The sequence below is a fragment of the Duganella sp. AC917 genome (genome assembly GCF_979258245.1).
The window spans coordinates 1,775,226-1,800,512 of record NZ_OZ409848.1 but is presented as its reverse complement, the minus strand read 5'-3'; the positions used below and the strand labels follow the sequence as shown (position 1 = coordinate 1,800,512).

22 protein-coding genes and 1 pseudogene are annotated in these 25,287 nt (G+C 63.2%); 11 read left to right on the top strand and 12 right to left on the bottom strand.

All coding sequences use genetic code 11. From position 1 onward, the window contains the following. Position 1 precedes the first annotated feature (1 nt). From ACZ0BA_RS07915 to ACZ0BA_RS07885, 7 genes are all read right to left on the bottom strand, one after another. A complete protein-coding gene (locus ACZ0BA_RS07915; RefSeq protein ID WP_463450773.1) occupies positions 2-955 on the bottom strand; it encodes an FAD binding domain-containing protein in 954 nt (317 codons plus the stop codon). After that, positions 952-1,605: an aldehyde dehydrogenase iron-sulfur subunit PaoA gene (paoA, locus tag ACZ0BA_RS07910; protein WP_463450772.1), complete on the bottom strand. Its 654-nt coding sequence runs from the start codon at positions 1,603-1,605 to the stop codon at positions 952-954. The genes ACZ0BA_RS07915 and paoA overlap by 4 nt, the downstream gene beginning before the upstream one ends. A gap of 113 nt (positions 1,606-1,718) precedes the next feature. After that, a complete protein-coding gene (locus tag ACZ0BA_RS07905) occupies positions 1,719-2,537 on the bottom strand; it encodes a ferritin-like domain-containing protein (RefSeq protein ID WP_463450771.1) in 819 nt (272 codons plus the stop codon). A gap of 51 nt (positions 2,538-2,588) precedes the next feature. Beyond that, a complete protein-coding gene (locus ACZ0BA_RS07900) occupies positions 2,589-3,653 on the bottom strand; it encodes a S66 peptidase family protein (RefSeq protein WP_463450770.1) in 1,065 nt (354 codons plus the stop codon). Further along, positions 3,653-6,418, bottom strand: a complete 2,766-nt coding sequence (locus ACZ0BA_RS07895; protein ID WP_463450769.1) for a TonB-dependent receptor — start codon at positions 6,416-6,418, stop codon at positions 3,653-3,655. Before ACZ0BA_RS07895 ends, ACZ0BA_RS07900 begins: the two co-directional genes overlap by 1 nt. 237 nt (positions 6,419-6,655) lie before the next feature. Next, positions 6,656-7,546 carry a LysR family transcriptional regulator gene (locus ACZ0BA_RS07890; RefSeq protein ID WP_463450768.1) on the bottom strand — a complete coding sequence of 297 codons (891 nt, stop codon included), beginning with the start codon at positions 7,544-7,546 and terminating at the stop codon, positions 6,656-6,658. A 29-nt stretch (positions 7,547-7,575) separates the two neighbouring features. Continuing rightward, on the bottom strand, positions 7,576-8,460 hold the full coding sequence (locus ACZ0BA_RS07885; RefSeq protein WP_463450767.1) for an N-acetylmuramic acid 6-phosphate etherase: 885 nt from the start codon (positions 8,458-8,460) through the stop codon (positions 7,576-7,578). A gap of 220 nt (positions 8,461-8,680) precedes the next feature. Between ACZ0BA_RS07885 and ACZ0BA_RS07880 the strand changes: the two genes are divergently transcribed. The 9 genes and pseudogenes from ACZ0BA_RS07880 to ACZ0BA_RS07840 form a co-directional block, all read left to right on the top strand. Then, on the top strand, positions 8,681-9,922 hold the full coding sequence (locus ACZ0BA_RS07880) for a D-amino acid dehydrogenase (protein ID WP_463450766.1): 1,242 nt from the start codon (positions 8,681-8,683) through the stop codon (positions 9,920-9,922). A 139-nt stretch (positions 9,923-10,061) separates the two neighbouring features. Continuing rightward, the gene (locus ACZ0BA_RS07875; RefSeq protein WP_463450765.1) at positions 10,062-10,607 is read left to right on the top strand and encodes a PRC-barrel domain-containing protein; all 546 of its coding nucleotides are present in this window, start codon (positions 10,062-10,064) and stop codon (positions 10,605-10,607) included. 199 nt (positions 10,608-10,806) lie between these two features. Beyond that, positions 10,807-12,237 carry a circularly permuted type 2 ATP-grasp protein gene (locus ACZ0BA_RS07870; RefSeq protein WP_463450764.1) on the top strand — a complete coding sequence of 477 codons (1,431 nt, stop codon included), beginning with the start codon at positions 10,807-10,809 and terminating at the stop codon, positions 12,235-12,237. A gap of 9 nt (positions 12,238-12,246) precedes the next feature. Then, positions 12,247-13,200, top strand: coding sequence for an alpha-E domain-containing protein (locus ACZ0BA_RS07865; protein ID WP_463450763.1), 954 nt, complete (start codon positions 12,247-12,249; stop codon positions 13,198-13,200). A 15-nt stretch (positions 13,201-13,215) separates the two neighbouring features. Beyond that, positions 13,216-14,019 carry a transglutaminase family protein gene (locus tag ACZ0BA_RS07860; protein WP_463450762.1) on the top strand — a complete coding sequence of 268 codons (804 nt, stop codon included), beginning with the start codon at positions 13,216-13,218 and terminating at the stop codon, positions 14,017-14,019. Between the two features lie 46 nt (positions 14,020-14,065). Next, positions 14,066-14,938 (top strand): peptidase, encoded by an 873-nt coding sequence (locus ACZ0BA_RS07855; protein ID WP_463450761.1) that lies wholly within the window; start codon positions 14,066-14,068, stop codon positions 14,936-14,938. Between the two features lie 127 nt (positions 14,939-15,065). Beyond that, entirely contained in the window at positions 15,066-15,464 is a 399-nt protein-coding gene (locus tag ACZ0BA_RS07850) for an Hpt domain-containing protein (RefSeq protein WP_463450760.1), read from the top strand. A 415-nt stretch (positions 15,465-15,879) separates the two neighbouring features. Next, positions 15,880-16,308 carry a hypothetical protein gene (locus ACZ0BA_RS07845; protein WP_463450759.1) on the top strand — a complete coding sequence of 143 codons (429 nt, stop codon included), beginning with the start codon at positions 15,880-15,882 and terminating at the stop codon, positions 16,306-16,308. Between the two features lie 100 nt (positions 16,309-16,408). Further along, positions 16,409-16,534 (top strand): annotated as a pseudogene (locus ACZ0BA_RS07840) (SpoVR family protein); the annotation flags it as partial. Between the two features lie 61 nt (positions 16,535-16,595). Here the strand turns inward: ACZ0BA_RS07840 and ACZ0BA_RS07835 are convergent. Further along, entirely contained in the window at positions 16,596-18,179 is a 1,584-nt protein-coding gene (locus ACZ0BA_RS07835) for a TIGR03013 family XrtA/PEP-CTERM system glycosyltransferase (protein ID WP_463450758.1), read from the bottom strand. 206 nt (positions 18,180-18,385) lie between these two features. Here ACZ0BA_RS07835 and nadB point away from each other — a divergent pair, with 206 nt between their 5' ends. Both nadB and ACZ0BA_RS07825 read left to right on the top strand, forming a co-directional pair. Further along, positions 18,386-19,999: an L-aspartate oxidase gene (nadB, locus tag ACZ0BA_RS07830; protein WP_463450757.1), complete on the top strand. Its 1,614-nt coding sequence runs from the start codon at positions 18,386-18,388 to the stop codon at positions 19,997-19,999. A gap of 9 nt (positions 20,000-20,008) precedes the next feature. Then, positions 20,009-20,551, top strand: a complete 543-nt coding sequence (locus ACZ0BA_RS07825) for a GNAT family N-acetyltransferase (RefSeq protein ID WP_463450756.1) — start codon at positions 20,009-20,011, stop codon at positions 20,549-20,551. Between the two features lie 102 nt (positions 20,552-20,653). Here the strand turns inward: ACZ0BA_RS07825 and ACZ0BA_RS07820 are convergent, their stop codons facing one another. From ACZ0BA_RS07820 to ACZ0BA_RS07805, 4 genes are all read right to left on the bottom strand, one after another. Beyond that, positions 20,654-21,442: a PEP-CTERM sorting domain-containing protein gene (locus ACZ0BA_RS07820; RefSeq protein WP_463450755.1), complete on the bottom strand. Its 789-nt coding sequence runs from the start codon at positions 21,440-21,442 to the stop codon at positions 20,654-20,656. A 101-nt stretch (positions 21,443-21,543) separates the two neighbouring features. Then, entirely contained in the window at positions 21,544-22,410 is an 867-nt protein-coding gene (nadC, locus tag ACZ0BA_RS07815; RefSeq protein ID WP_463454723.1) for a carboxylating nicotinate-nucleotide diphosphorylase, read from the bottom strand. Next, positions 22,410-23,555, bottom strand: coding sequence for a quinolinate synthase NadA (gene nadA / locus ACZ0BA_RS07810; RefSeq protein WP_463450754.1), 1,146 nt, complete (start codon positions 23,553-23,555; stop codon positions 22,410-22,412). Before nadA ends, nadC begins: the two co-directional genes overlap by 1 nt. 32 nt (positions 23,556-23,587) lie before the next feature. Further along, complete coding sequence (locus tag ACZ0BA_RS07805; RefSeq protein WP_463450753.1) at positions 23,588-25,189, bottom strand: ABC-F family ATPase; 1,602 nt, start codon at positions 25,187-25,189, stop codon at positions 23,588-23,590. Positions 25,190-25,287: the final 98 nt, after the last annotated feature.

Sequence of the window (25,287 nt, the reverse complement as noted above, 5' to 3'; positions counted from 1 at the left end):
GTCAGGCTTTCTTCGCTTCCGCCAGCACAGACTCTATCGTGCGCTGAACCAGGGTGATCTTAAAGGCGTTCTCTTGGGTGGTCTTGGCGCCGGCCAGCAACTGGGCGGCCACGGCCTTGCCGCCGCGCGGCAGGCTGTCGTCGGCGCCGGGCATGCGCCAGGGCTTGTGGGCGACGCCGCCCAGCGCAACCCTGCCGGTGCCGTCCGGCAGCACCACGGCCGCCACGGAAATCAGCGCGAAGGCGTACGACGAACGGTCGCGTACCTTGCGGTAATAGTGTTTGCCGCCCAGCGGCTTGGGCAAGGTCACGGCGGTGATCATCTCGCCCGGTAGCAGCGTGGTCTCGATATGCGGGGTCTTGCCCGGCAAGCGGTGGAACTCGGCCATGGGAATGGCGCGGGTCGAGCCATCGGGACGGACGGTCTCGACCACCGCGTCCAGCAATTGCATGGCGACAGCCATATCGCTCGGATGCGTGGCGATGCACTCGTCGCTGACGCCGACAATGGCGTGGTTGCGGCTATGGCCGGCGATGGCCGAACAGCCGCTGCCCGGCGTGCGCTTGTTGCATGGCTGGTTGGTATCGTAGAAGTATGGGCAACGCGTACGCTGCAGCAAGTTACCGGCTGTGGTGGCCTTGTTGCGCAACTGCGCCGAGGCGCCGGACAGCAAGGCGCGCGACAGCACACCGTAGTCGCGGCGAATGCGCTCGTCGGCGGCCAGATCGGTGTTGCGGACCATGGCGCCGATGCGGACGCCACCCTGCGGCGTGCCCTCGATCTTGTCGAGGCCGACGCCGTTGACGTCGATCAGGTGGGCCGGCGTTTCAATTTCCAGCTTCATCAGGTCCAGCAGATTGGTGCCGCCGGCGATGAACTTGGCGTTCGGTGTGCGCGCGGCGATGGCGGCCGCTTCGGCCGGCGACTGCGCGCGCTGATAAGTAAAGGCTCTCATGCAGCGCTCCCGGCGACTTCACTGATCGCGTCGATGATGTTGGAATAGGCGCCGCAGCGGCAAATGTTGCCGCTCATGCGTTCGCGCAGCTCGGTGGCGTTGAGCAGCGGTCGCGCGGTCAGGTCCGGGCTGACGTGGCTCGGAATGCCTTGCTTGATCTCCTCGATCGCGGACACGGCCGAACAGATTTGTCCCGGAGTACAGTAGCCGCACTGATAACCATCATGTTTGACGAACGCGGCCTGCATCGGATGCAGCTTGCCGGGCGTGCCCAGTCCCTCGATCGTGGTGACCTTGGCGCCTTCATGCATTACGGCAAGTGTCAGGCAGGAATTGATACGGCGGCCGTCGACGATCACCGTGCAGGCGCCGCACTGGCCGTGGTCGCACCCTTTTTTGGTGCCGGTCAGATGCAGGTTTTCGCGCAGCACGTCGAGCAAGGTGGTGCGGGTATCGACTTCGAGCTTGCGCACTTCACCATTGACCTGAAGCGAGACTTTGGCCAACACCGGCGGCGCGGCGTTGCTGGTGGCCGCGCCTGCCGTGTTTTGCGCGGTTGAGACCGAGGGTACGGCCGCTGAGGTTGCCGTCAAGGCGCCTGCGATCAGCACGTCGCGCCGGGATATTTTTACTTGGCTAAGGTCGTCCATTGTGTTCACGTCCTGTTGGCTGGATTTGGATTGGGCTCACCAGTGGCTCGTGGCCCTGATGAGGTCATTCCAATAGTAAACGCATTAACCAGCGGACATTCGCACGGTTGAACCTACAGTGCGCGCACTTCTTCCTCGGTAAATCCGGCCTGCAAACGGGCCGCGATATTGAAGGGTCCGCGCAGCGCTGGCGCCCGGTAACGCTGGGCCAGATCGGCATAGGCAGCACCCGGCTCGAGGCCGTCTTTGTCGCACAAATACCGGTACCAGCGGTTGCCGATTTCAACGTGGCCGATCTCGTCGCGCAGGATGATATCGAGGATGTGCGCGGCAGCCATATCGCCGGCCTGGGCGAGCTTGGCGCGCAGCGGCGGATTGGCGTCCAGCCCGCGTGCTTCCAGGGTTCTGGGCACCAGCGCCATGCGGGCCAGAACGTCGCCGGTGGTCCTCTCGACCATCTCCCACAGGCTGTCGTGCGCGGCGAAATCACCGTATGTGTGACCCAGCGCACCCAAGTGAGCAACCAGCAACGAAAAATGCAACGCTTCCTCGTCGGCAACGCGCAACCAGTCGGTGTAGTAGCCCATCGGCAAGTCCGGAAAACGCCACAGCGCATCGAGCGCGAGGTTGATGGCATTGAATTCGATGTGCGCCAGCGCGTGGATCAGCATGGCGCGGCCCTCGAGCGTGTTCATCGAGCGGCGCCCCACTTCGCGCGGCGGCACCAGATCGGGCTTTTGCGGACGGCCGGGAATGGCGGCCGTGGCCTGCAGAACGGCGGCGGGATCCGGCGCGCACAGACCGGCGGCGCAAGCGGCGGCCATCGCGGCGACCGCAGCGACCTTTTTGGTCGGGTCGCCCTCCAGCAGGCAACGCAGCGCGTAGGCGCGCAGTTCGGTCGGGGCGGATTGCTTGCTTGGGGATGATTCCATACTGTCTAGTGGTGCTTGGGAGAAAGGCGGCAGTGTACCATTCCGCCTCGGCTAGACGACGCCCGGCTCCAGCAACGTCAGCGTCTGCTGCGCCGTGTCGAGCCGGGCGCGAACGCCGACCGGCAGCGTGAACTGATGACGAATATGGCCGAAGGAATAGCCGGCAACGGCCGGACGTGTCAGCGGCAGCAGGTGCTGGTCGACCGTTTCGTCCAGCGACAGCGCGTTTTCGCCGTCTATCCCTTCGCAATGTTCGAAGATGCCCAACATTACGGCGGCGGCGTTTCGGTAGCCTTGGCTCAGCTGCAACTGCGTCATCATCCGGTCGATGCGGTATGGCTCCTCGTTGACGTCTTCCAGATACAGGATGGCGTTGCTGAAGTCGGCCGCGTACGGCGTCCCGGTCAGCGCGCTGAACAGTGATAGATTGCCGCCAATTAGCCGGCCGGTGGCCACGCCCGCATGAATCGTCCGTATCTTGTAGTTGGCATGTTCCTCGCCCGCCACGGCGTTTTCCGCCGACATGGCGATCGTGTAGTTGTCGTGCGGCGTCATCAGCACGTTGCGCAGGTGGGTCACGGCATACTCCGAGAACGTGGACGAGGCCACGGGTCCGTGAAACGTCACCAGCCCGGCATGCTTGAGGAAGGCCAGGTGCAAGCAGGTAATGTCCGAGTAGCCGATCAGCACCTTCGGATGGGCGCGTATCAGCCGATAGTCGATGTGCTCAAGCAGCGAGATACAACCGGAACCGCCGCGTATGGCCCACACCGCCTTGATCTCGGGATCGAGAAACATGCCGTGCAGATCGTCCAGCCGTTGCTGGACCGTACCCGCGTAGTTGCCGTAGACATAGTGGACATTGTTGCCCAGCCGCGCGCGCAAGCCCAGCGATTCGATATTCTCGACCGCTTTCGCCAGCGCTTCGTCGCTGGTATGCCCGCTTGGCGCAATGATGCCGACCAGGTCGCCCGGCTGCAATCTGGCGGGTTTGATCAGACGCATGGTTTTCCTCCGGCTGGACGACGGCGCGGCCGCCTGGACCGCCGCGCTCGTACCCAGCGCGGCGGCGGCCAGCAGGTTGCCAAAGTGTCGCCGGCTGAATCCTGCCGGCATTACAAGAACTTGTACTTGAGCAAAACGCTGAGCGAGCGCCCGCGCGGATCGGCGACACGCGGGTCCCAGCCGGCGCCCACCACTTCGTCGACATTGTGCGCCGTGAACGGCGGATCGGTGTCGAGGATGTTCTGGATGCCGACCGTGATCGTGGTATTGCGGATGCCGCTGTAGGTGGCCGACAGGTCGTATTTGGTGTAAGCCTTGACGTTCGGATTGAAGCCCGGCGGCGGCGCCGACTTGCCGCCGTTCGGCAACTGGTCCTTGTAGCCGGTGCTGTAGTTTTGAATCAGCATGGCGCTCCAGTCGCCCTTGGACAGGCTGATGCTGGCGTTGTGCTTCCAGCGCAGATACAAGTCACGGGTGTAGAAGTTGCCCACAAACTCCTTGTACTCCTGTCCCTCGAACTCGGCGAACTTGAAGCTGTTGGTGTAGGTCCCGTCGAGGCTGAAGTTCCAGTTGTAGTTGCTGATCTTGCCTTCGCCGCGCAGGCTCAGGTCGGCGCCGCGCGTCTTGGCGCCGGCCGCGTTGATCCAGCCGGCCTGCACATAGGCGATGGTCCCGTCTGGATTGCGGACGATGTTCTCGGACAATGCCGCCGCGTTGGCCAGCACCACCTGCGGCGTGCGGTTCAGAATGCGGTTGAGCGTGTTGATGGCCCAATAGTCCAGCGACGCCGAATAGCCCTTGACCGGCTCGAATACCACCCCAAGGCTGCCCTGTTTGGAAGTTTCCGGCTTCAACCGTGTATTGCCGCCGGTCAGATATTCCAGGCGCGGAATGGCGCAGTAGGCCGGGTCGCCGGGATGGGCAGGACAGCCGATCGGGTCGATGATCCCGTTCGGCAGCTCCTGCAGCAGACTGCCGGAATACAATTGTGTAAAGCTCGGCGCCAGGAAGCCCTTGTTGGCCGAGCCACGGAACAGCACCGAACTGTTGGGCTGGTAGCGGAACGAGACCTTGGGGTTCGTGGTGTCGCCGAAAACGCTGTAGTGGTCGCGCCGCACGGCCAGTTGCACTTCCAGTTCCCTGGTCACGGGCACCAGTAGCTCCGTGTAAAAAGCCTTGATGTCGCGCGTGGCCTCGTTCAGTGACCCGTTGCCGGGCGCGAGCAGGATTTGCGTGGCGTCGACATCCTGCGCGAAGCTGTAGCCTTCGCGCCGCAGGTCGAAGCCGACCGCCATCGACATCGCCCCGGCCGGCAGCTGCAACACTTCGCCGGAGAGGTTGCCGTCGATCTGCGTCAGTTTGGTTTTGCCGTGCTGCAGCGGGCCGCGATAGCGGGTCGAATCGATCAGCGAGATCGCTTCGGCGGTCTGCGTCTGGCCGGGCGCCAGCCACGGATTAATCAGGCCGGTTGCCAGCGCAGCATAGATCTTGCTGGTGTAGCCGTAGCCGTCCAGCAGGCGCGTCTTGGTCTTGCTCTCGCCATGGGACAGGCCGGCGCGGTAGTCCCATTTGCCCAGCAGCACGCCTTCCGCGCCAAGCAGCAGGCGCGTGTTGTCGGTGACGTTCTCCTGTTTGCGGTAGCCCCAGTCGTTGGCCCGCCATTTGTACGAGATCGGCTTGGTCTTGTCGAAGGTAGGGATGAACGCCGACAGATCCTGATAATAGGCGCCGCCGACCGGATAAACGCCGCCGTTGGCCACGGTGGCCGATATCTGCACCGGCGTCAGCTCCGAGTTGGCCTTGGTGTGGCCGTACAAGGCCTCGACGAAGACCTTGTGGTCCGGGCTGATCTGCAAGGTGCCGCGCGAGACCGCGTTCAGGCGCTCGACCGGGAAGCTGATGATGTAGTCGGCGCCGTAATCGTAGGCGCACGAATAGGTGCTGCGACTGGCTGCGGTGACGTCTTTCCACAGCGCCGTCTGGTACTGCGACATGCCGGGGATGGTGTCGCACTTGCCCTGGAAGCTGAGCGGATTGGCCTGCAGATAGGTGGTGCTGTCGCCTGGCATCTTGAAGCCGGCGCCAAGCGCGGTGCCCGGGCCGTTCAACTGGTTGGCGAACGGCGTGCCGGTGGTGTCCGGCGACAAGCCGCGCGCCGGCTGGAAGCCGTTGGCGAACGAACGCTCGCGCGAGCTCAGCTTCTCGTCGTTGTCGTAGGTAACGCTGCCCATCACGTTGTAGCCGTCGGTTTGCAGCGAGCCTGTGCCGCCGAGCAGCGACAGCCGGCGCTTGGCGCCGCCGCCCTCTTCGGTGAAGTTGCCGGTGTAGGACGCTTCCAGGCCGCGATAGTCGGTGCGCAGGATGAAGTTGATGACGCCGCCGATGGCGTCGGTGCCGTAGATGGCCGAGGCGCCATCCTTGAGGATCTCGACGCGGGCGATGGCGCCGAGCGGAATCGCGTTCAGGTCGACCGACTTGCCGCTGGCGCCGTAGGTGGCGATGCGGCGGCCGTTGAGCAGCACCAGCGTGCTGTTGGGGCCGAGTCCGCGCAACGACGCGTACGAGGCGCCGCCGCTGACGCGGTCGGCGTCCGCGCCGAACACGTTGTTACCGGAGGTCATATTGTCGGCGCCGGTGCCGTTGGCCGACAAGGTGCGGATCAACTGTTCGGTGCTGGTGATGCCTTGCTTTTCGATGGTGTCGTAGTTGATCACCTGCACAGGCAACGCGCCCTCCTTGGCGACGCGCTTGATGCTGCTGCCGGTGATTTCGACCCGTTGCATGCCCGGTTCGCCGCTTTGCGCCCACACCGGTCCCGACGCCGGCGCCACAACACCTATCAGCGCAATCATGTGCGCCAGTTTCTTAACCTTCACGGCCTCTCCCTTTGATGTAGCTGCGATTCCATCGAGTGTGGCGGTCGCCGGCGTCGTTGCGCCGCGCTGTCCCGCCAACCCAGATTAGCCGCTCGACTTTGTCGCCATCCAATGAAAATAGCTTTTGAGGTTATAACTTTTAGTCATAAAGTGAGCGGCGCAGGAGGAGGATGACAGCCGAGCTGAATTTGTGGAATGGCACTTGTATCATTTTTGCCACGAAGTAAATAATAAAGTCTATTCGAGCAACGCCCGCGCGGCAGCCTCGATGCTGACGGCCAGTTGGCGGGCGCCGTGCGATAACGGTGCGTGCGCCGGCGTCAAGAGATACAGCGGGATGGAAATCACCGGCGCCCAGGGTCGGCTCTGCAGCCGCCCGCGTCCCGAAGCGGCGGTGAAAGGATCGACCACGGCCATGCCGGCGCCCGCCTCCACCAGCGATCGGGCGATCTGATAGGTTTGCACCACGGTATGGATGGAGGGCGCGATGCCCTGCGCTTCGAAGGCGGCATCCACCTGGGCTCCCAGCGGATCGTTGTCGGTAAAGCCGATCAGCTCGCCTTTCAGACCTGCGGCCGACAACGGTTCGCCCTCTTCTGCCGCCGACCAGCTGCCCGGCGGCGCGATCACCGTCATGACCCCTTGCGCGATAGGCTCGGCAATGATGCCGGGATGGCGCGGGTCCTGCAGCGACAGGCCGAGATCGGCCTCGCCGAGCCGCAGCGTGTTGATGATCTCGCTGGTGTGGTGGGTCGCCAGTTCGCAGCGGGTCTCCGCGAAGGCGCGGCGCCAGGCGCTCATCGCCTGCGGCAACACGCTGACGGCAATGGTCGGCGTGGCCACCAGGCGGATGGTTTCCACGGTGCGGCTTTTGAGGCTGGCGGCAAGCCGGCGGATGCCCTGCAGCTCATGGTGCAGCTTTTCGGTCTCGGCAAACAGACGGTGCGCCTCGGGCTTGGGATACAGCTTGCCGCGTACCCGCTCGAACAGCGGCATGCCCAGTTGCAGTTCGCAATGCTGTAGCACTTTGGTGACGGCTGGCTGGGAAATGTGCAGCACCTGCGCTGCGCCGCTGATGGTGCCAACCTGCATGATCGCGTGGAATACTTCTATATGCCGTAACCGCATGTTTCCTCTTTCAATAACGCGTCTTCGCGCTACTGTAGCAGGAGTGCGGCGCGCACACTGCCCGCGCTGCGGTCGAGCAAGGCCTGGGCCTGCGGTATCGATCGCTGCTTGAGCAAGGCGACGATGGCGACTTTCACGTGAAAGCCGCACTGTTCCAGGGCTGCGCGGGCGCCGGCCTCGTCGGCGCCGGTGGCGTGCATCGTCAGCGCGACGGCGCGTTGCACCAGCTTGGCGTTGCTTGGCTTCATGTCCACCATCAAATTGCCGTAGACCTTGTTTAGCCGAACCATGATGGCGCTGGAAATCGTGTTGAGCACGATCTTCTGCGAGGTGCCGGCCTTGAGCCGGGTGCTGCCGGAGATCACTTCGGGGCCGGTGTCGAGCGTGATGCCGATCGCGGCCCGCAGCACCAATGGCGCGCCGGCATTGTTGGCGATGCCGACGGTCAGCGCCTCGCTCTCGCGGGCGGCGTCGAGCGCGCCCAGCACGTAGGGCGTGGCGCCCGAGGCGGCCAGCAGCAGGACCACGTCGTTCGGGCCGGGGCCCAGCGCGGCGAGGTCGGCGGCGCCCTGGCCGGCGTCGTCCTCGGCGCCCTCGACCGCCTGGAACATGGCGCCCTTGCCGCCGGCCAGCAGGGACAATGCGCGCTCGTGCGGCCAGGAAAAGGTGGGGTGGAGCTCGACGCCGTCTAGCACGCCAAGCCGGCCCGAGGTGCCGGCGCCGACATAAATCAGGCGTCCGCCGGCGGCGATGCGGGGCACGGCCGCCTCGACGACGACGCAGATCTGCGCGGCCGCCCGACGCACCGCCGCCAGCGCGTTGAACTGGTCGGCGATCAGCGTCTCAACCAGGTCGGGCACCGGATACTGGTCCAGGCCGGCATGTTCCAGGCTGGGAATTTCGGTTCTGAGCATCGTCATGCCTCGATGGGTTCGATGCTGCCAGTGTAATCGCCAAACACGTGCTTGAGGCATGAAAGGTTGCCGTGCGCGCATTCCTAAAGGTTATGGCGCCAACGCCGCTATTCATTGGCAGCGCTGCGCGGGCCACAGTATGCTGTGCTGCATCGGCTATTTATCGTCTTTGCTGTACGCCGGCCATCAAAACAATGTTGTTGTCATCGGGAGACAAACGATGAGCGAGATCGTCGTCGTCGGCGGCGGCGTGGTCGGGCTGGCGTCGGCCTGGTGGCTGGCCGAAGCCGGCTTCCAGGTGCGCCTGGTCGAGCGCGAACCACAAGTCGGCAGCATGGCCAGTTACCGCAACGGCGGCCAGCTCAGCTATCGCTATGTATCCCCGCTGGCCGACGCCGGCGTGCCGCTCAAGGCGCTGCAATGGCTATTCGAGCGGGACGGGCCGCTGCGACTGCGTCCGGAGGCGGACTTGCGCCAATGGCGCTGGTTCCTGCAGTTCCTGGGCCATTGCAATGCCGACATCAACCGCCGCACCACGGCCACCTTGCTGCAACTTGGCGAACTGAGCCGCAATGCGATGGCCGAATTGTCGCCGCTGCTGCCGCCGTCCGCGTTCGCCTGGCGCGACGCGGGCAAGCTAATCGTGTATCGCAGCCGCGCGTTGTTCGACCGCGCGGCCGCGCTGGCGGCCGCCGACGCCGAAATTTTGTCGCCGGCTGCCACGCTTGCCCGTGAGCCGTCCCTGGCGGCCATGCACGATGTGCTGGCGGGCGGCATCTTCAACCCCGGCGAGGCGGTGGCCGACTGCCACGCCTTTTGCCTGGCGCTCGAGCTGCGCCTGCGTGCGCATCCGAATTTTCTTGGTGTCACGCATGCCGACGTGCACGCGCTGCTGGTCGACAACGGCCGCATTAGCGGGCTCGACACGTCCACCGGACGCATAGCCGGCGACCACTATGTGCTGGCGGCCGGCATCGACAGCCGTGACCTGGCCGGCCGCGCCGGCATCTATTTGCCGCTGTATCCGCTGAAGGGCTACAGCCTGACGGCGCCGATACGCGCGGTCGACCTGGCGCCGGAAATTAGCGTGACCGACTTCGAGCGCAAAGTGCTGTACGCCCGCATCGGCGGCCGCCTGCGGGTCGCCGCCATGGTCGACCTCGTCGGCGCCAGGCTGGACATCGATCAGCGGCGGGTACGGGGCCTGATGCGGCTGGCAAAGGAAGCCATGCCTTGCGCGGCCGACTACGACAGCGTTGAAACATGGGCCGGCCTGCGACCAGCCACACCGGGCGGCGCGCCCATCATCGGCGCCACGCGCTACGGCAACCTGTGGCTCAACGTGGGCCACGGTGCGCTCGGCTTCACCTTTGCCTGCGGCACGGCCAAGCTGCTGGCCGGCGCGCTGCGCGGCGATCCGGCCCCGTTCGCGCTAGATGGCTTGCGACTGACTTCCCGCTAGCTATGTTCTCCAGTAACTCATCCCCGTCCTACATCGACACCGCACGCGCACCTATATCTCTACTGTCGCGTTGGACGCATGATGAGCCTTGTTCCCGCGGTATGAATGACGGGATTTGTTAAACCACCTGGAGACCATCATGAGCTACTTAGACCGCGACACCTATGGCATTTACACCGACCGCGACAATGAACTCGACGTCAACAGCGGCCCTGGCCCACGCCTGATGGGCGCAGACACGCTGATCGGCGAAGATGTCTACAACCGCCAGGAAGAAGACCTGGGCGATATCAAGGAAATCATGCTCGACATGCGCCAAGGCAAAGTCGCCTACGCCGTGCTGTCGTTCGGCGGCTGGCTGGGCATGGGCGACAAGCTGTTCGCCGTGCCTTGGGAAGCGCTGCAACTGGACACCGTCAACAAGCGCTTCCTGCTGGACGTGTCGAAAGACCACCTGAAGAACGCTCCCGGCTTCGACAAGGATAACTGGCCAGACATGGCAAGCGCCGAGTTCAGCACCCAGCTGCACAATTTCTACGGCACCCAGCAAGCCGCCCCCGGCACCCGCACCGCCAGCGGCAGCGTAATGGGCACCGGCAGCGCCAGCCTGCAGAGCGATCCCGGCTATGGCAGCCAGGCCGGCTCCGGCTATGGCAGCACCGGCTCGGGCAGCGGCAACCTGTAATTGTTGAGGGGACAGCACGATTGCATTCTGTCCAACACAATTCCCTGCGCCAAGGTATGCTTCGTAGCGTGCCTTGGCGTTTTGCGTCGTGATCATCAGTTGTGTATCTATCCCAATAGTGTAAACGCACCAATATCGGGCATTTCCTCTGGCACACTTCTTGATAGAAGATCAAGGCACTCACAGAGGAACGTTCGATATGGCAAAATTTTTCAATGAAATGACCGCTGACGGCCTGGCCCACCACGCCAGCGCAGAGGTACGCGAACACTACCGCGAGTTTTGCGGCTGGCTTCAGCGCCAGTCGGCCGAAACCATTGAGCGCAAGCGGGCGGAGGCCGATTTGACCTTCCGCCGCGTCGGTATCACGTTCGCCGTGTACGGCGACGACGCCGGCACCGAGCGGCTCATCCCCTTCGATACGATCCCGCGCATCATCCCCGCCGCCGAGTGGAAAAAGATGGAAGCCGGCCTGGTTCAGCGGGTTAAAGCGCTCAACATGTTCATTCATGATATTTATCATGATCAAAACATCATCAAAGCCGGCCTGATTCCCGCCGAGCAGATCTACAAAAACGCCCAATACCGGCCCGAGATGCAAGGCATCAACGTCGCCTCCGATATTTATGCCCACATTGCCGGGGTCGACATCGTGCGCGCCGGCGAAGGCGAGTTTTACGTGTTGGAAGACAATCTGCGCGTGCCGTCGGGTGTTTCCTACATGCTGGAAGACCGCAAAATGATGATGCGGCTGTTCCCGGAACTGTTCGCACGCAATAAAGTCGCCCCGGTCGACCATTATCCGGACATGCTGCTCGACAACCTTCGCTCGGTCGCGCCGATGGGCATCAACGATCCAACGGTGGTTGTGATGACGCCGGGCATGTACAACTCGGCCTATTTCGAGCACGCATTCCTGGCCCAGCAAATGGGCGTGGAACTGGTCGAGGGCAAGGATTTGTTCGTCAGCGACAACACCGTATTCATGCGCACGACGCGCGGGCCGAAGCGCGTCGATGTGATTTATCGCCGCCTGGACGACGATTTCCTCGATCCGCTGGCATTCCGTCCGGATTCCTCGCTCGGCGTGCCGGGCCTGCTGTCGGTCTACCGCGCCGGCCGCGTAACCCTGGCAAACGCCATCGGCACCGGCGTGGCGGACGACAAGTCCATCTATCCGTTCGTGCCGGAGATGATCAAGTTTTACCTGTCCGAGGAGCCGGTGCTGAACAACGTGCCGACCTACCAGTGCCGCAAAAAGGAAGATTTGGCTTATACCCTGGCCAATCTGGGCGAGCTGGTGGTCAAGGAGGTGCACGGCGCCGGCGGCTACGGCATGCTGGTGGGCCCGGCATCGACCAAGGCGCAGATCGAGGACTTCCGCCAGCGCCTGCTGGCCAAGCCGGACGGCTACATCGCCCAGCCGACGCTGGCGTTGTCGGCCTGCCCCACCTATGTCGAGAACGGCATCGCGCCGCGCCATATCGACCTGCGTCCGTTCGTGCTGTCGGGTAAGACCATTTCGATGGTGCCCGGCGGCTTGACCCGGGTGGCGTTGCAGGAAGGCTCGCTGGTGGTGAACTCGTCGCAAGGCGGCGGCACCAAAGACACCTGGATACTGGAACGCTAAGGAGACACCATGTTAAGCCGAACCGCAGATCACCTGTTCTGGATGGCGCGCTACACCGAGCGCGCCGAAAACACCGCCCGCATGCTCGACGTCAACGTGCAGACGTCGATGCTGCCGCAATCCGACGAAAACAACGCCAACGGTTGGCGCGCCATGCTTGGCATTTCCGAGCTGCAAGCAGCCTACGACGCCAAACACCAGACCCTGGAGGCGCGCGAGGTCATCGATTTCATGGTGCGCGACCCGGACAATTCGTCGTCGATCGTGGCCTGCCTGACCGAAGCGCGGGAGAACGCCCGCGCCGTGCGCGGCACGCTGACCACCGAGGTGTGGGAAATCCAGAACCAGACCTGGCTCGACATGCAAAAGCGCCTCGATAGCGATCTGCTGGAGGACGACCCCAGCAAGTTCTTCGAATGGGTCAAGTTCCGCTCGCATCTGTCGCGCGGCGTGACCGTGGGCACCATGTTGCGCGACGAGGCCGTGCACTTCATCCGCCTGGGCACCTTCCTCGAGCGCGCCGACAATACCGCGCGCATCCTGGACGTCAAGTTCCATGGCGGCGGCGCCGAGGCCACCCGCAGCGAGGCGATGAGCCAGCACGACTTTTACTACTGGGGCGCGCTGCTGCGCTCGGTGTCGGGGTTCGAGATCTACCGCAAGGTGTACCGCGACGTCATCACCCCGGCGCGTATCGCCGAGTTGCTGATGCTGCGCGGGGACATGCCGCGCTCGTTGCTGGCGTGTATGGACGAGGTGGTGCAAAACCTGGCGGAAGTGCGCAATGACGTGTCGGCCGATACCGAGCGGCTGGCTGGCCGCTTGCGCGCGGCGCTGCAGTTCAGCAATATCGACGACATCCTGGAGGCCGGCCTGCATGAGACGCTGACCCGCTTCCTGGCCGACATCAACCAACTGGGCAACCGCGTCAGCCGCGATTTCCTGGTGCCGCTGGCGGCGTGAACGAGAGGCTATTCGATGCAGCTGACTATCCGGCATGAAACGCGCTACACCTACACCACGCCGCTGGCCTACACCATCCAGCAATTGCACCTGACGCCGCGCAAGGAGCCGCAGCAGCATGTGTTGTCGTGGAATATCGCCCTGCCCGGCCATGTGCATGCCTACACCGACGCCTACGGCAACCAGTCGCACATGATGACGATGGATACGCCGCACGAGGGCCTGACCATCGTCGCCGGCGGCGTGATCGAAACCGTCGCCCCGCTCAAAGGTCGCGTGCCCAACGGCGACACCTTGTCGCCGCTGATTTTCACGGTGCCAACGCGCTTGACCGAGGCCACGCCCCCTATCGTGGAGATGGCCGCGGCCAATCTGCCGGACGGCCGCGCGCAAAGCAATGATCTGCTGTCGCTTGCCGAGCACATATTTGGTGCGGTCCGGTATCAAAGCGGTGCGACCGTGGTCACCAGCACCGCCAGCGATGCGCTCGCGCTCGGTCAGGGTGTGTGCCAGGATCATGCGCACCTGTTCCTGGCCTGCTGCCATGCGCGCGGCATTCCGGCGCGCTATGTGTCGGGTTACATCGATCCCGAGGACACCGGCCACGCGGCCAGCCATGCCTGGGTCGACGCCTGGACCGAGGACAAGGATTACGTCGGCTGGATCAGCATCGACGTCACCCATGCGCGCCTGATGACCGACGCTTATTGCCGCCTGGCCATCGGGCGCGATTACGACGCCGCAGCGCCGGTGCGCGGCGTGCGGCGCGGCGGCGGCCAGGAATCGATGGAAGTCGATGTCAAAATCGGCGCCAAGTAATTTCCAGGTGTAAAATAGTCGTACTTATATTCAATACTTTACGACGATGACTTATTGTGTGGGCATGCGCCTCGATGCCGGGCTGGTGTTTTTATCGGACTCGCGCACCAACGCCGGCGTGGACCAGGTCGGCACGTTCCGTAAAATGAGCGTGTTCGAGGTGCCCGGCGAGCGCGCGATGGTGATGATGACGTCCGGGAACTTGTCGATTTCTCAATCGATACGTCAGCTGGTGTCCGAACCGGCGTCCGCCGGCGGCCACAGCCTGTGGGACGCGCCGAATATGTACGAGGCCGCGCGCATCCTCGGCGACGCGGTGCGCCGGGTCCATGAGCGCGACGCCCAATCGCTGGCCGGGTTCGGCATCGACTTCAACGTCAGCATTATTTTCGGCGGGCAGGTCAAGGGCGAGCGCTGCCGCTTGTTCCAGATCTACTCGGCCGGCAATTTCATCGAATCGCACGACGAAAACACCTACTTCCAGATTGGCGAGGCCAAGTACGGCAAACCGATCATCGACCGCGTGGTCACGCCGGCCACCAGCCTCGACGATGCCGCCAAGTGCGCGCTCATTTCGATGGATTCGACCCTACGCTCGAACGTCTCGGTCGGCCTGCCGCTCGATTTGCTGGTCTATAAGACCGACGCGCTGGCGGTGACGCACTTCGTCACCATCGACGAGCGCAACCAGTATTTCCAGATGATCCGCAACACCTGGGGCGACCAGCTCAAGCGCGTATTCGAGGGCCTCGACAACCCGGTGTGGAATGCGGCGCCGGAAGCCACCGGCAATGTATTACACGCAACCAAAACCGGGGGCAAGCCGGTCCGCGTGGCGCCGCCGGCCGGTGCCGCATCGGCCGCAGCTGCGCCACCGTTGCAGACGCTGGCGCAGCAATTTAACAACAGTCAGCAATAGGGGCTTTGATCTCGCGTAAAGTTGGACTGATTAAATGCAAGTAAGTGCGAGCAAGTCCGAACAATCTCTACGGCAACATCGAGCGCCAGTGTATTATTAGTCAATTAGTGTCGTCTTGGAGCACCGCATGTCCGAAGCCAGTCCGCCAGCCCCCGAAGAGAACGTATTCTCGGTCGCCACGCTGCTCAAATATATGGGCAACGACGACAAGGCGCTGGCGATCGTCTCCAAAATCGTGCGCGACGCCTGCGCGCCCGGCATGGCCCCATTCGATCAGGCCCGCGCGGCGATCCAGGAAGAGCGGCTGATCGATGCAGGCAGGATCTTCCATAGCCTGCGCGGTTCCGTCGGCACGCTGGGAGCCAAGCGCCTGGTGGCGTCTTCGCTCAAGCTCGAGCAGGCGCTGGCCGAACGGGATCTGGCACGAATCGCCCCGTTCTTCACGGAACTGAAATCCGAATATCAACTGGTTTTGCGGCAAGCGCACGATTGGCTGCTGCACAACGCTCCCGACGTGACGCCATAAGCCCATCACCCCCCGGGGTTGCTGCGGCGCCTCCTGTCTGCGTCGTCCCGCCCTGTTCTGCGAATACGCCCTCCGATATCGTTCATCTATTGTAACGAACGCTCATGCTGCACTGCACACTGGTATCATCATTTGTGCCCTTTCCGGCCGGCTTAACGAATCGTTACAATTGTTACGTTGAATCGCCGCTTGCAATTCAGCGTGGCAAAGTGTTCATGTTACTATCGCCACCATTCGAACGGCACACGAGCGACAACGTTGCTGTGCCGGACGTGCGACATGGATTGCTACGATATCGTAAGCTTCCGCACGCAATTTTGGCTTCTGCGTAGTATTGCGGAATAGGCAATTTGCCGAAATGCAAGTATAATGGTGCAATGCGTCTTAAATGGCGATTTCCAAGGGCAACTAAAATATGGATTTATTCAACAAGTCAGGTGTGTTGGTATCGTCGGTTCTGGTTCTGGTCGGCGCGTTGATCGCCTGCCAGGCACAAGAAGGTACCGTACCCGCCTCGACCGTGATTGAAGCCGCCGCGATGCAAATCGGTCCGCAAGGCCAACCGGCGGCGGAGCGTCGCTTACAGGAGTGGGCAGACCAGGGTTCCGCAGTGGCCCAGCGCGAATTGGCGCTGCGCTATTTGTCCAATCCGGCCAAGCGCAGCGAGGCCATTGCCCTGTTCGAACGCGCCGCCAGCGCAGGCGATGCCCGCGCGGCAGACGGGCTGGTCGGCATGGCCAATGAAGCCGGCGACGGCATGGGTGGCGCCGGCGCCGCCAACGCGGCGCGCACCGCCGGCCGCGTGATCAAGGAAGCGACCAGCGCCAACTACGCACCGCACTGATTTTCCGTCGTCCCGGACATCAAACCGCGGCACCTTTCGGTGCGGCGGTTTTTTTTCGCCCGCGCCGCCGGCCGCCGGCAGGCGCATTTCGGCTGCGATCATGAATGAGGGCTCGGCCTCGTACTGGCACGCACGTCTGCTGCGCAAGGCCGATTTCCTTCCGCATACGCTGTATCTTGAGGCGCTGAAGACGCATTCCGATGTCGTGCGTCCATCATCGACCGGATTTTCGCGGTATCGCACGCACATTGACGATCACCCAGCCGGTCTAGTGAAGCAGGCATGGTTCAACGTGCGTTGTTATCGAGCTGCGCGATGTACCAGCGCAGCGCGTGGTCGAGGCCACGGCGCAGGTCGTGCGTTGGCACATAACCCAGCAGAATGGCCGCCTTCGAAATATCGGCCTGTGAATGGCGCACGTCGCCGGCGCGGAATTGGCCGTACGCGGGCTGGTGGTCGCGCAGATGCGGATAGCGTTCGACCAGCAGCCCGTGCAGTATCAAATACAGCTCGTTCAAACTGGTACGCGCGTTGAGCGCGACGTTGTAGACCTGGTTGACGGCAGCCGGCTTGTCGGTCAGCGCCGCCAGCAGATTGCGCACCGCGTCATCGACCGAGGCGCCGTAGCCGTGGCGGACCTGGGCCAGGCCGGTGATGCCCGGCTTGATGCCGTGACGCACGTTGTAGTAAGCGATCTCCTGGCAAAGCTGCTCGACGAAATAGGCGCGCTCCGGGCGCGGACCGACAAAACTCATCTCGCCCTTGAACACATTGAGCATCTGCGGCAGCTCGTCGATGCGCAGCTTGCGGATCCAGCGCCCTACCGCCGTCACGCGCGGATCGTCCCGCGCCGCCCATTTCGGCTTGCCGTCGAGCTCCGCGTCGACCCGCATGCTGCGGAACTTGAGCACCTTGAACGGCCGGTTGTCGCGCCCAACCCGCTCCTGCTGGTAGAACACCGGCCCGCCATCCTCCAGTTTGATGGCCAGCGCCGTCAACAGCATCACCGGCAACGCGGCCACGCAGATCGCGCCGCTGGCCACCAGATCGAAAGCGCGTTTGACTGCCGCCCGCAACGGGCTCTGGTCGAAACCACCGCCGAAGATCAAATAGCTCGGCTGCAGCGAATCGACCCGGATCTGGCACGCCTCGCGCTCGAAGAAGCTGGCGGCGTCGGTCACGCGCACGCCACCCAGCGCGCACTCGAGCAGCTGGCGCACCGGGAACGCGCCGTTGCGGCGGTCGCCCACCGAGACGATGATCTCGTCGGCCGCATGGCGCCGCGCCAGCGCCAGCAGCGACAGCTCCGGCGGCAGCAACATCGTCAACGGCACGCAGCGCGGCTCGCCCTCGACCGGCACGCAGCCGACCACCCGGAACTGGTGGAAGCCGACGCCGGTGGTCGCCAGGTCCATGCATTCGCGCGCGGTGGCGCCGTCGCCGATGATGATCAGGCGCTTCTCGAGCATGCTGGATTGCGCCGACGTGAACACCAGCAGCCGCGCCAGCAGCACCGCCGCCCCGCCGACGACGAACACCATGCTGCCGAGCCGCACGAACTGGGTGCCCGGCAGCAGCTGCGCCAGCAGGCTAAACAGCACAAACCCCAGCACGAACGACGGCAGGATGCGCACGAACGTACTTTTGATGTCCTCGCGCGACTGGTTGTGTTGATACATACCAAGGGCGCCCATGCTGAAAACGAGCACCAGCGCGAACGCCAGCGCCGGCGGATACAAGCTGTCCGGCACCGGCCCGGCTTGCCGCCACAGCGGCGCGCTGGCCACGGCGGCCGTCAACAATAACAGCAGCTCCAGCATCAGCAGCATGAAGGCCATTTTCGATACGTAATGATGAAATATTCTGATCACAATAAGCTCCCTGCCGCTCTGACCGGCGGAGCTTTCATGATGGAGACAACCGCGACTGCCGGCCTTGAGCGCCCACAACCGCAAAACAGCGCTAGCGCAAACCAGGCTCGGAAAAAGCGATAGGGCCGGCAAAAAAGCCGCGAATATGACGAAGGTGTGACAAATAGTCTATAGTCATGCTTCCTTACAGCATTTCACATGTGATCATGAAATTTGATGTTGCAATCGTCGGCAGCGGACTGGCCGGCCTCTCGGTCGCCCTGCACCTGGCCGAAACGCGCACAGTCGCGATTATCTCCAAACGCGCGCTCAAAGACGGCGCCAGCAACTGGGCCCAGGGCGGCATCGCCGCCGTGCTCGATTCGGGCGACAGCCACACCCAGCACATCGACGACACGCTGATCGCCGGCGGCGGCCTGTGCGACGAAAGCGCCACGCGCTACATCGTCGAGCACGGCCGCGAAGCGATCGAGTGGCTGATCGCGCAAGGGGTGCCGTTCACGCGCGACTCGTCGGCCGAAATGGGCTTCCACCTGACCCGCGAAGGCGGCCACAGCCAGCGCCGCATCATCCACGCGGCCGACGCCACCGGCCACGCCGTGCAAGTCACGCTGGAGGAAAAAGTGCGCGCCCATCCGAACATCACCTTGTTCGAGCACCACTGCGCGATCGACCTGATCACCTCGGAAAAGCTGCATCCGGTCAAGAAGGGCCATTCCCAGCCGAAATGCTACGGCTTGTATGTCCAGGACGAGAAATCCGGCCAGGTCTTGACCTTCGCGGCCGAACACACGGTGATGGCCACCGGCGGCGCCGGTAAAGTGTACCTGTACACCACCAATCCGGACACCGCCAGCGGTGACGGCATCGCCATGGCCTGGCGCGCCGGCTGCCGCATCTCGAACATGGAATTCATCCAGTTCCACCCGACCTGTCTGTACCACCCGTACGCCAAGTCCTTCCTGATCACCGAGGCGATCCGTGGCGAAGGCGGCCTGCTCAAGCTGCCGCCGGAAGCGGGCGCCGCCGCCGGCACGCGCTTCATGCTGGCCCACGACGAGCGCGCCGAGCTGGCTCCGCGCGACGTGGTGGCCCGGGCGATCGACTTCGAGATCAAAAAACGCGGCCTCGATTACGTTCACCTGGACATCAGCCACAAGCCGGCCGAATTCCTGATCGAACACTTCCCGACCATTTACGCGCGCTGCCTGGAGCTGGGCATCGACATCACCAAGCAGCCGATCCCGATCGTGCCGGCCGCGCACTACACCTGCGGCGGCGTGGTGACCGACCTGTTCGGCCGCACCGACCTGCCCGGCCTGTACGCCGTGGGCGAAACCGCCTGCACCGGCCTGCACGGCGCCAACCGCCTGGCCAGCAACTCGCTGCTCGAATGCGTGGTCATCGGCAGCGCCTGCGCGCGCGACATCGCCTCCAAGGAAAAAGGCGAAGTGCCCTACTTGCCGGATTGGGATGAAAGCCGGGTCACCGACGCCGACGAGGAAGTGGTGATTTCCCACAATTGGGACGAGTTGCGCCGCTTCATGTGGAACTACGTCGGCATCGTGCGCACCACCAAGCGACTGGAGCGCGCGCAGCACCGCATTGCGTTGCTGAAGGAAGAAATCGACGAGTATTACCGCAACTTCCGCATCACGCACGACCTGCTGGAGCTGCGCAACCTGGTCGATGTTGCCAACCTGATCGTCAACAGCGCGCTGCAACGCCGCGAAAGCCGGGGCCTGCACTTTAGCCGCGACTACCCGGAAACATTGCCGAAGGCCTTGCCGAGCATCCTAATGCCGCCGCGCCGCAATTAAGGCCGCATCATGACGGTCATCGTGCGCGCCGCCGCAGCGGCCGACATCCCTGCCATGGAAGCGCTGATCAAGCGCTCCGGCATCGAATTGAGCACAGGGTTTTACACCGACGAGCAGGCGCAAGCGGTTACGCAACATGTCTTCGGCGTCGACACCCAACTGGTGGCCGACCGCACGTATTTCCTCATCGAACAGCACGGCAAGCTGGTGGCCTGCGGCGGCTGGAGCAAGCGCAGCACGCTGTTCGGCGCCGACCGCACCAAACAGGGCGTCGACGCCCTGCTCGACCCGACGACCGAGGCGGCCCGCATTCGCGCCTTCTTTGTCGAGCCGTCCGCCGCCCGGCAGGGATTGGGCCGGTTGCTGCTGCAACACTGCACCGACGCCGCTGCCGAAGCCGGCTTCCGCACGCTGGAACTGGCGGCAACCATGCCCGGCGTGCCGCTGTACCTGGCCTGTGGTTTCAGCGCCATCGATACTTTCGAGATCACCCTACCCGGTCCGGTGCAAGTGCCATTGACCCGCATGCGCAAGGCCATCGCGGCGCGCTGACCAGGCGCCCTCCGCTCGAATTCAGAGCCGCAATGCAAAATGCGGCAAAGCGCCGAGCGCGATGCCGCATTTGTCGACCGGCTCAGGCCGGCGTCACGCTACTTAGGCCTTGGCGGCTTTCTTGCGGCGAGCGATCACGCCCATCATGCCCAGTCCGGCCAGCATCATGGCGTAGGTTTCGGCTTCCGGAACAGGCGGAACATACGAACCGAAGCCGTCGATGTAAGCGTAACCGGTGTGACCGGTAGGCTGGCAGTCGGCCGCCAGCAGCGACAACGTGAAGTCGTGGCCGGACAAGGATTGGTCGATGGTCAGGCGTTCGAGCTGCCAGGACGGCGTGTAGAAGAATTCGCCCTCGGTCAGGAAACGGGAATCGACGCCGCCGCCGCCATTGCCGGCGTTGTAAGTGCGGCTCAGGACAAGTTGGCCGGTGGTGTTGTCGGTCAGGGTCAGGATCATCGCCGCCGATTCATCTTCGGCGTGGCCGCCGTTTTCCAGCACGGCCTTCCAGCCGAAATAGATATCGGTGTCGGTGTAGTTCTTGACTTGCTGGCTGATAACGGTGCCGAAGCCGCCGTAGGTGGTGTCTTCCGCGCGGTACGAATAGTTACCATCGAGTACGACGGAACCGATCTTGGCGCCCACGTTGCTATCGACATAGTTTTTGTCGATGATGGCGCCGCGGCTGCCGTCGTCGCTGTACAGCTTGCCGCCAGGCAGGAAATCGGCCGGCGTGATGCCCGAGTTGTAGTAACCGCTGCGATCACCGCCGCCGGTGGTCCAGCCACTGGTGGTGCCGCTCTCGAAGCCGCCATTGGCAAAGGTGTCGGCCTGCGCCAGACCGGTCAAACCCACCAGCGCCATCATTCCTACGACATGTTTCAATTTCATCTAATACGCTCCCTGGTTGATAGTGGTAAAAAAACAAGGGAGATTATATTAGCTTTAAGTCATCTTTAACAATTGTATTATTTACATATTTTTTAAATAATTTAGTTGACAATTCGCAAAGAATAGTCTGTGGCGCGGATGTCCTTCGTCAAACTGCCGATCGAGATGCGGTTGACGCCGGTTTCAGCGATGGCCCGCACGGTATCGAAGTTGATGCCGCCGGACGCTTCGAGCAGCGCCCTGCCGGCATTGATCCTGACCGCCTCGCGCATCATGTCGTTGCTGAAGTTGTCCAGCAGGATCGAGAGCGCACCGGCCGCCAGCGCTTCGTCCAGCTGATCCAGATTCTCGACCTCGACCTGGATCGACACGCCCTTGTCGAGACGCTTGGCCGTCAGCACCGCGTGGGTGACGCCGCCGGCCGCCGCGATATGGTTTTCCTTGATCAGGATGCCGTCGTACAGCGCCAGGCGCTGGTTTTGTCCGCCACCCACGCGCACCGCGTACTTCTGCGCCAGGCGCAGACCCGGCAACGTCTTGCGGGTGTCGAGGATGGCCGCATTGGTGCCGGCGATAACATCGACATACTTGCGGGTGGCAGTCGCCACGCCGGACAGCAGTTGCAGGAAGTTCAGCGCGGCCCGTTCCGCCGTCAACAGCGCGCGCGCCGGCCCCTGGATCGTGCAGACCACGCTGTCGGCCTTCATCAGGTCGCCCTCGGCGTATTGCCAGTCGATCTCGATGCCGGCCTGCATGCAGTTCATCACGCCCTCGAACCATGGCGCGCCGCACAGCACCGCATCCTCGCGCACGATCACGCGCGCGGTCGCGCGGCCGCCTTCCGGCACCAGCAGCCCGGTCAGGTCGCCGCTGCCGACGTCTTCCAGCAATGCCGTCAGCAGATTGGCTTCGAAGGCCGCCTTCAGCGCGTCATCGAAGGGCGCATATTTGTTCGACAGAGTACTCATCATGCGGGACCAATTCCTGAAAACAGTTGTGCTTCTTTCGCCAGGTCGGCGCCGGGCTGGACGCGCGCCTTCTTGGCCGCCGCGAAATCGAGCATGCGGTTGATCGACACCACCGCCTGGCGGCCGATCTCCGGATCGACGTGGACCTCGTTGGTGGTGCTGGTTTCCATGTTCTCCAGCACGTCGGCCAGGTTTTGCAGGCCGTTCATCGCCATCCACGGGCAATGCGCGCAGCTCTTGCAGGTCGCGCTGTTGCCGGCGGTCGGCGCCTCGATGAAGCGCTTGCCGGGCGCGGCCGCGCGCATCTTGTGCAGGATGCCGTTGTCGGTGGCGACGATAAAGGTGTCGGCGTCCGATTCGACGGCGGCGTTGATGATCTGCGTGGTCGAGCCGACCACGTCGGCCAGCGCCACCACGTTGGCGGGCGACTCCGGATGCACCAGCACCTTGGCTTCGGGATATTGCGCCTTCAGCAGCTCGAGCTCGACGCCTTTGAACTCGTCGTGCACCAGGCACGAGCCCTGCCACAGCAACATGTCGGCGCCGGTCTGCTTCTGGATGTACGAGCCGAGGTGGCGGTCCGGCGCCCACAGGATCTTTTTGCCCTGCGCGTGCAGGTGGGCCACGATGTCGAGGCCGATCGACGACGTCACCATCCAGTCGGCGCGCGCCTTGACGGCCGCGCTGGTGTTGGCGTACACCACCACCGTGCGGTCCGGATGGGCGTCGCAGAAGGCGGTGAACTCGTCGACCGGGCAACCCAGGTCGAGCGAACAGGTCGCGTCCAGGTCCGGCATCAGGATGCGCTTTTCCGGGCTCAGAATCTTGGCGGTCTCGCCCATGAAGCGCACGCCGGCCACGACCAGGGTCTTGGCCGGATGGTCGCGTCCGAAGCGCGCCATCTCCAGCGAATCGGAGACGCAGCCGCCGGTTTCCTCGGCCAGGTCCTGCAGGTCGGCGTCGACGTAGTAGTGCGAGACGAGCACCGCCTCCTTCTCGACCAGCAATTGCTTGATGCGCGCCTTGAGCGCGGTGCGCTGTTCGGCCGATGGTGTCGCTGGCGTGCGCGCCCAGGCGTGGGCGGTGCAGCTGGCTCCGTCTTGAGGATGATCGTACTCGACGGATTTGATCTCTATGGTTTGCATGGTTCCGTAACGACGTGAATGAAAACGTGAAGTTAATCGATACCCTGGCTGGTCAGGTAATCCTCGTAGTTGCCGCGGAAATCGACCACTTCGTTTGCCTTGATCTCGATGATGCGGTTGGCCAGCGACGACACGAACTCGCGGTCGTGCGACACGAAGATCAAGGTGCCGGCGTATTTCTCCAGCGCGATGTTGAGCGATTCGATCGATTCCATGTCCATGTGGTTGGTCGGTTCATCGAGCAGCAGCACGTTGTGGCGGCCCAGCATCAGCTTGCCGTACATCATGCGGCCCTTCTCGCCACCGGACAGCACCTTGACCGACTTCTTGACCTCGTCGCCGCCGAACAGCAACCGGCCCAGGATCGAGCGCACGGCCTGGTCGTCGTCGCCTTCCTGGGTCCAGTCACCCATCCAGTCGGTCAACGTCGTGTCCTTGGCGAACTCTTCGGTTGGATCCTGCGGCATGTAGCCGACGTTGGCGTTCTCGGCCCACTTGACGGTGCCGTGGTCGGCGTGCAGGCCGGCGATGTCGTCGCCGCCGATGCAGCGCAGCAAGGTGGTCTTGCCGGCGCCGTTGGCGCCGATGATGGCGATGCGCTCGCCCGCCTCGACCATGATGCTGAAGTTATTGAACAGCTGACGGTCGTACTTCTTGGCGATGCTGTCGACCTCGACAGCCAGACGGTGCAGCTTTTTCTCGCCGTCGAAGCGCACGAACGGATAGGCGCGCGACGACGGCTTGATGTCGTCGACCTTGATCTTCTCGATCTGCTTGGCGCGCGACGTTGCCTGGCGGGCCTTGGACTTGTTGGCGGCGAAGCGGCGCACGAAGTCCTGCAGTTCGGCGACCTTGTCCTTGGCCTTGGCGTTGTTGGCCAGTTGCTGGTTGCGCGCCTGGGTCGAGGCGAACATGTACTCGTCGTAGTTGCCCGGATAGATCTTCAACGTGCCGTAATCCATGTCGGCCACGTGGGTGCACACCTGGTTGAGGAAGTGGCGATCGTGGGAAATGATGATCATGGTGGAGTTGCGGTCGTTGAGCACGTCCTCCAGCCAGCGGATGGTGTTGATGTCCAGATTGTTGGTCGGCTCGTCGAGCAGCAGGATGTCCGGATTCGAGAACAGCGCCTGAGCCAGCAGCACGCGCAGCTTCCAGCCCGGCGACACATTGCTCATCGGTCCCTTGTGCAGCTCGATGTCCACGCCTGCGCCCAGCAGCAGTTCGCCGGCCCGCGACTCGGCCGTGTAGCCGTCATACTCGGACACTTTGCCTTCGAGCTCGGCGGCCTTCATGTAATCGTCGTCGGTCGCTTCCGGATTGGCGTAGATGGCGTCGCGTTCCTGCATCGCGGCCCACATCTCGGTGTGGCCCATCATGACGACGTCGAGCACGCGCATCTCTTCAAAGGCGAACTGGTCCTGGCGCAGCTTGCCCAGGCGCTCGTTCGTGTCCAGCATCACGTTGCCGCCCGACGGCTCCAGATCGCCGCCCAGGATCTTCATGAACGTGGACTTGCCGCAACCGTTGGCGCCGATCAGGCCGTAGCGATTGCCATCGCCGAACTTGACGGAGATGTTTTCAAACAGCGGCTTGGCGCCGAATTGCATGGTGATGTTGGCTGTAGATAGCACGAAGAAACCCTTAAAGCGGTGAAGAAAATAGTGATAAGGCGATGGCAGCGATAACGATACCGATTAACCGGGCATTTTAACATTTTTGTGCGGCAGCC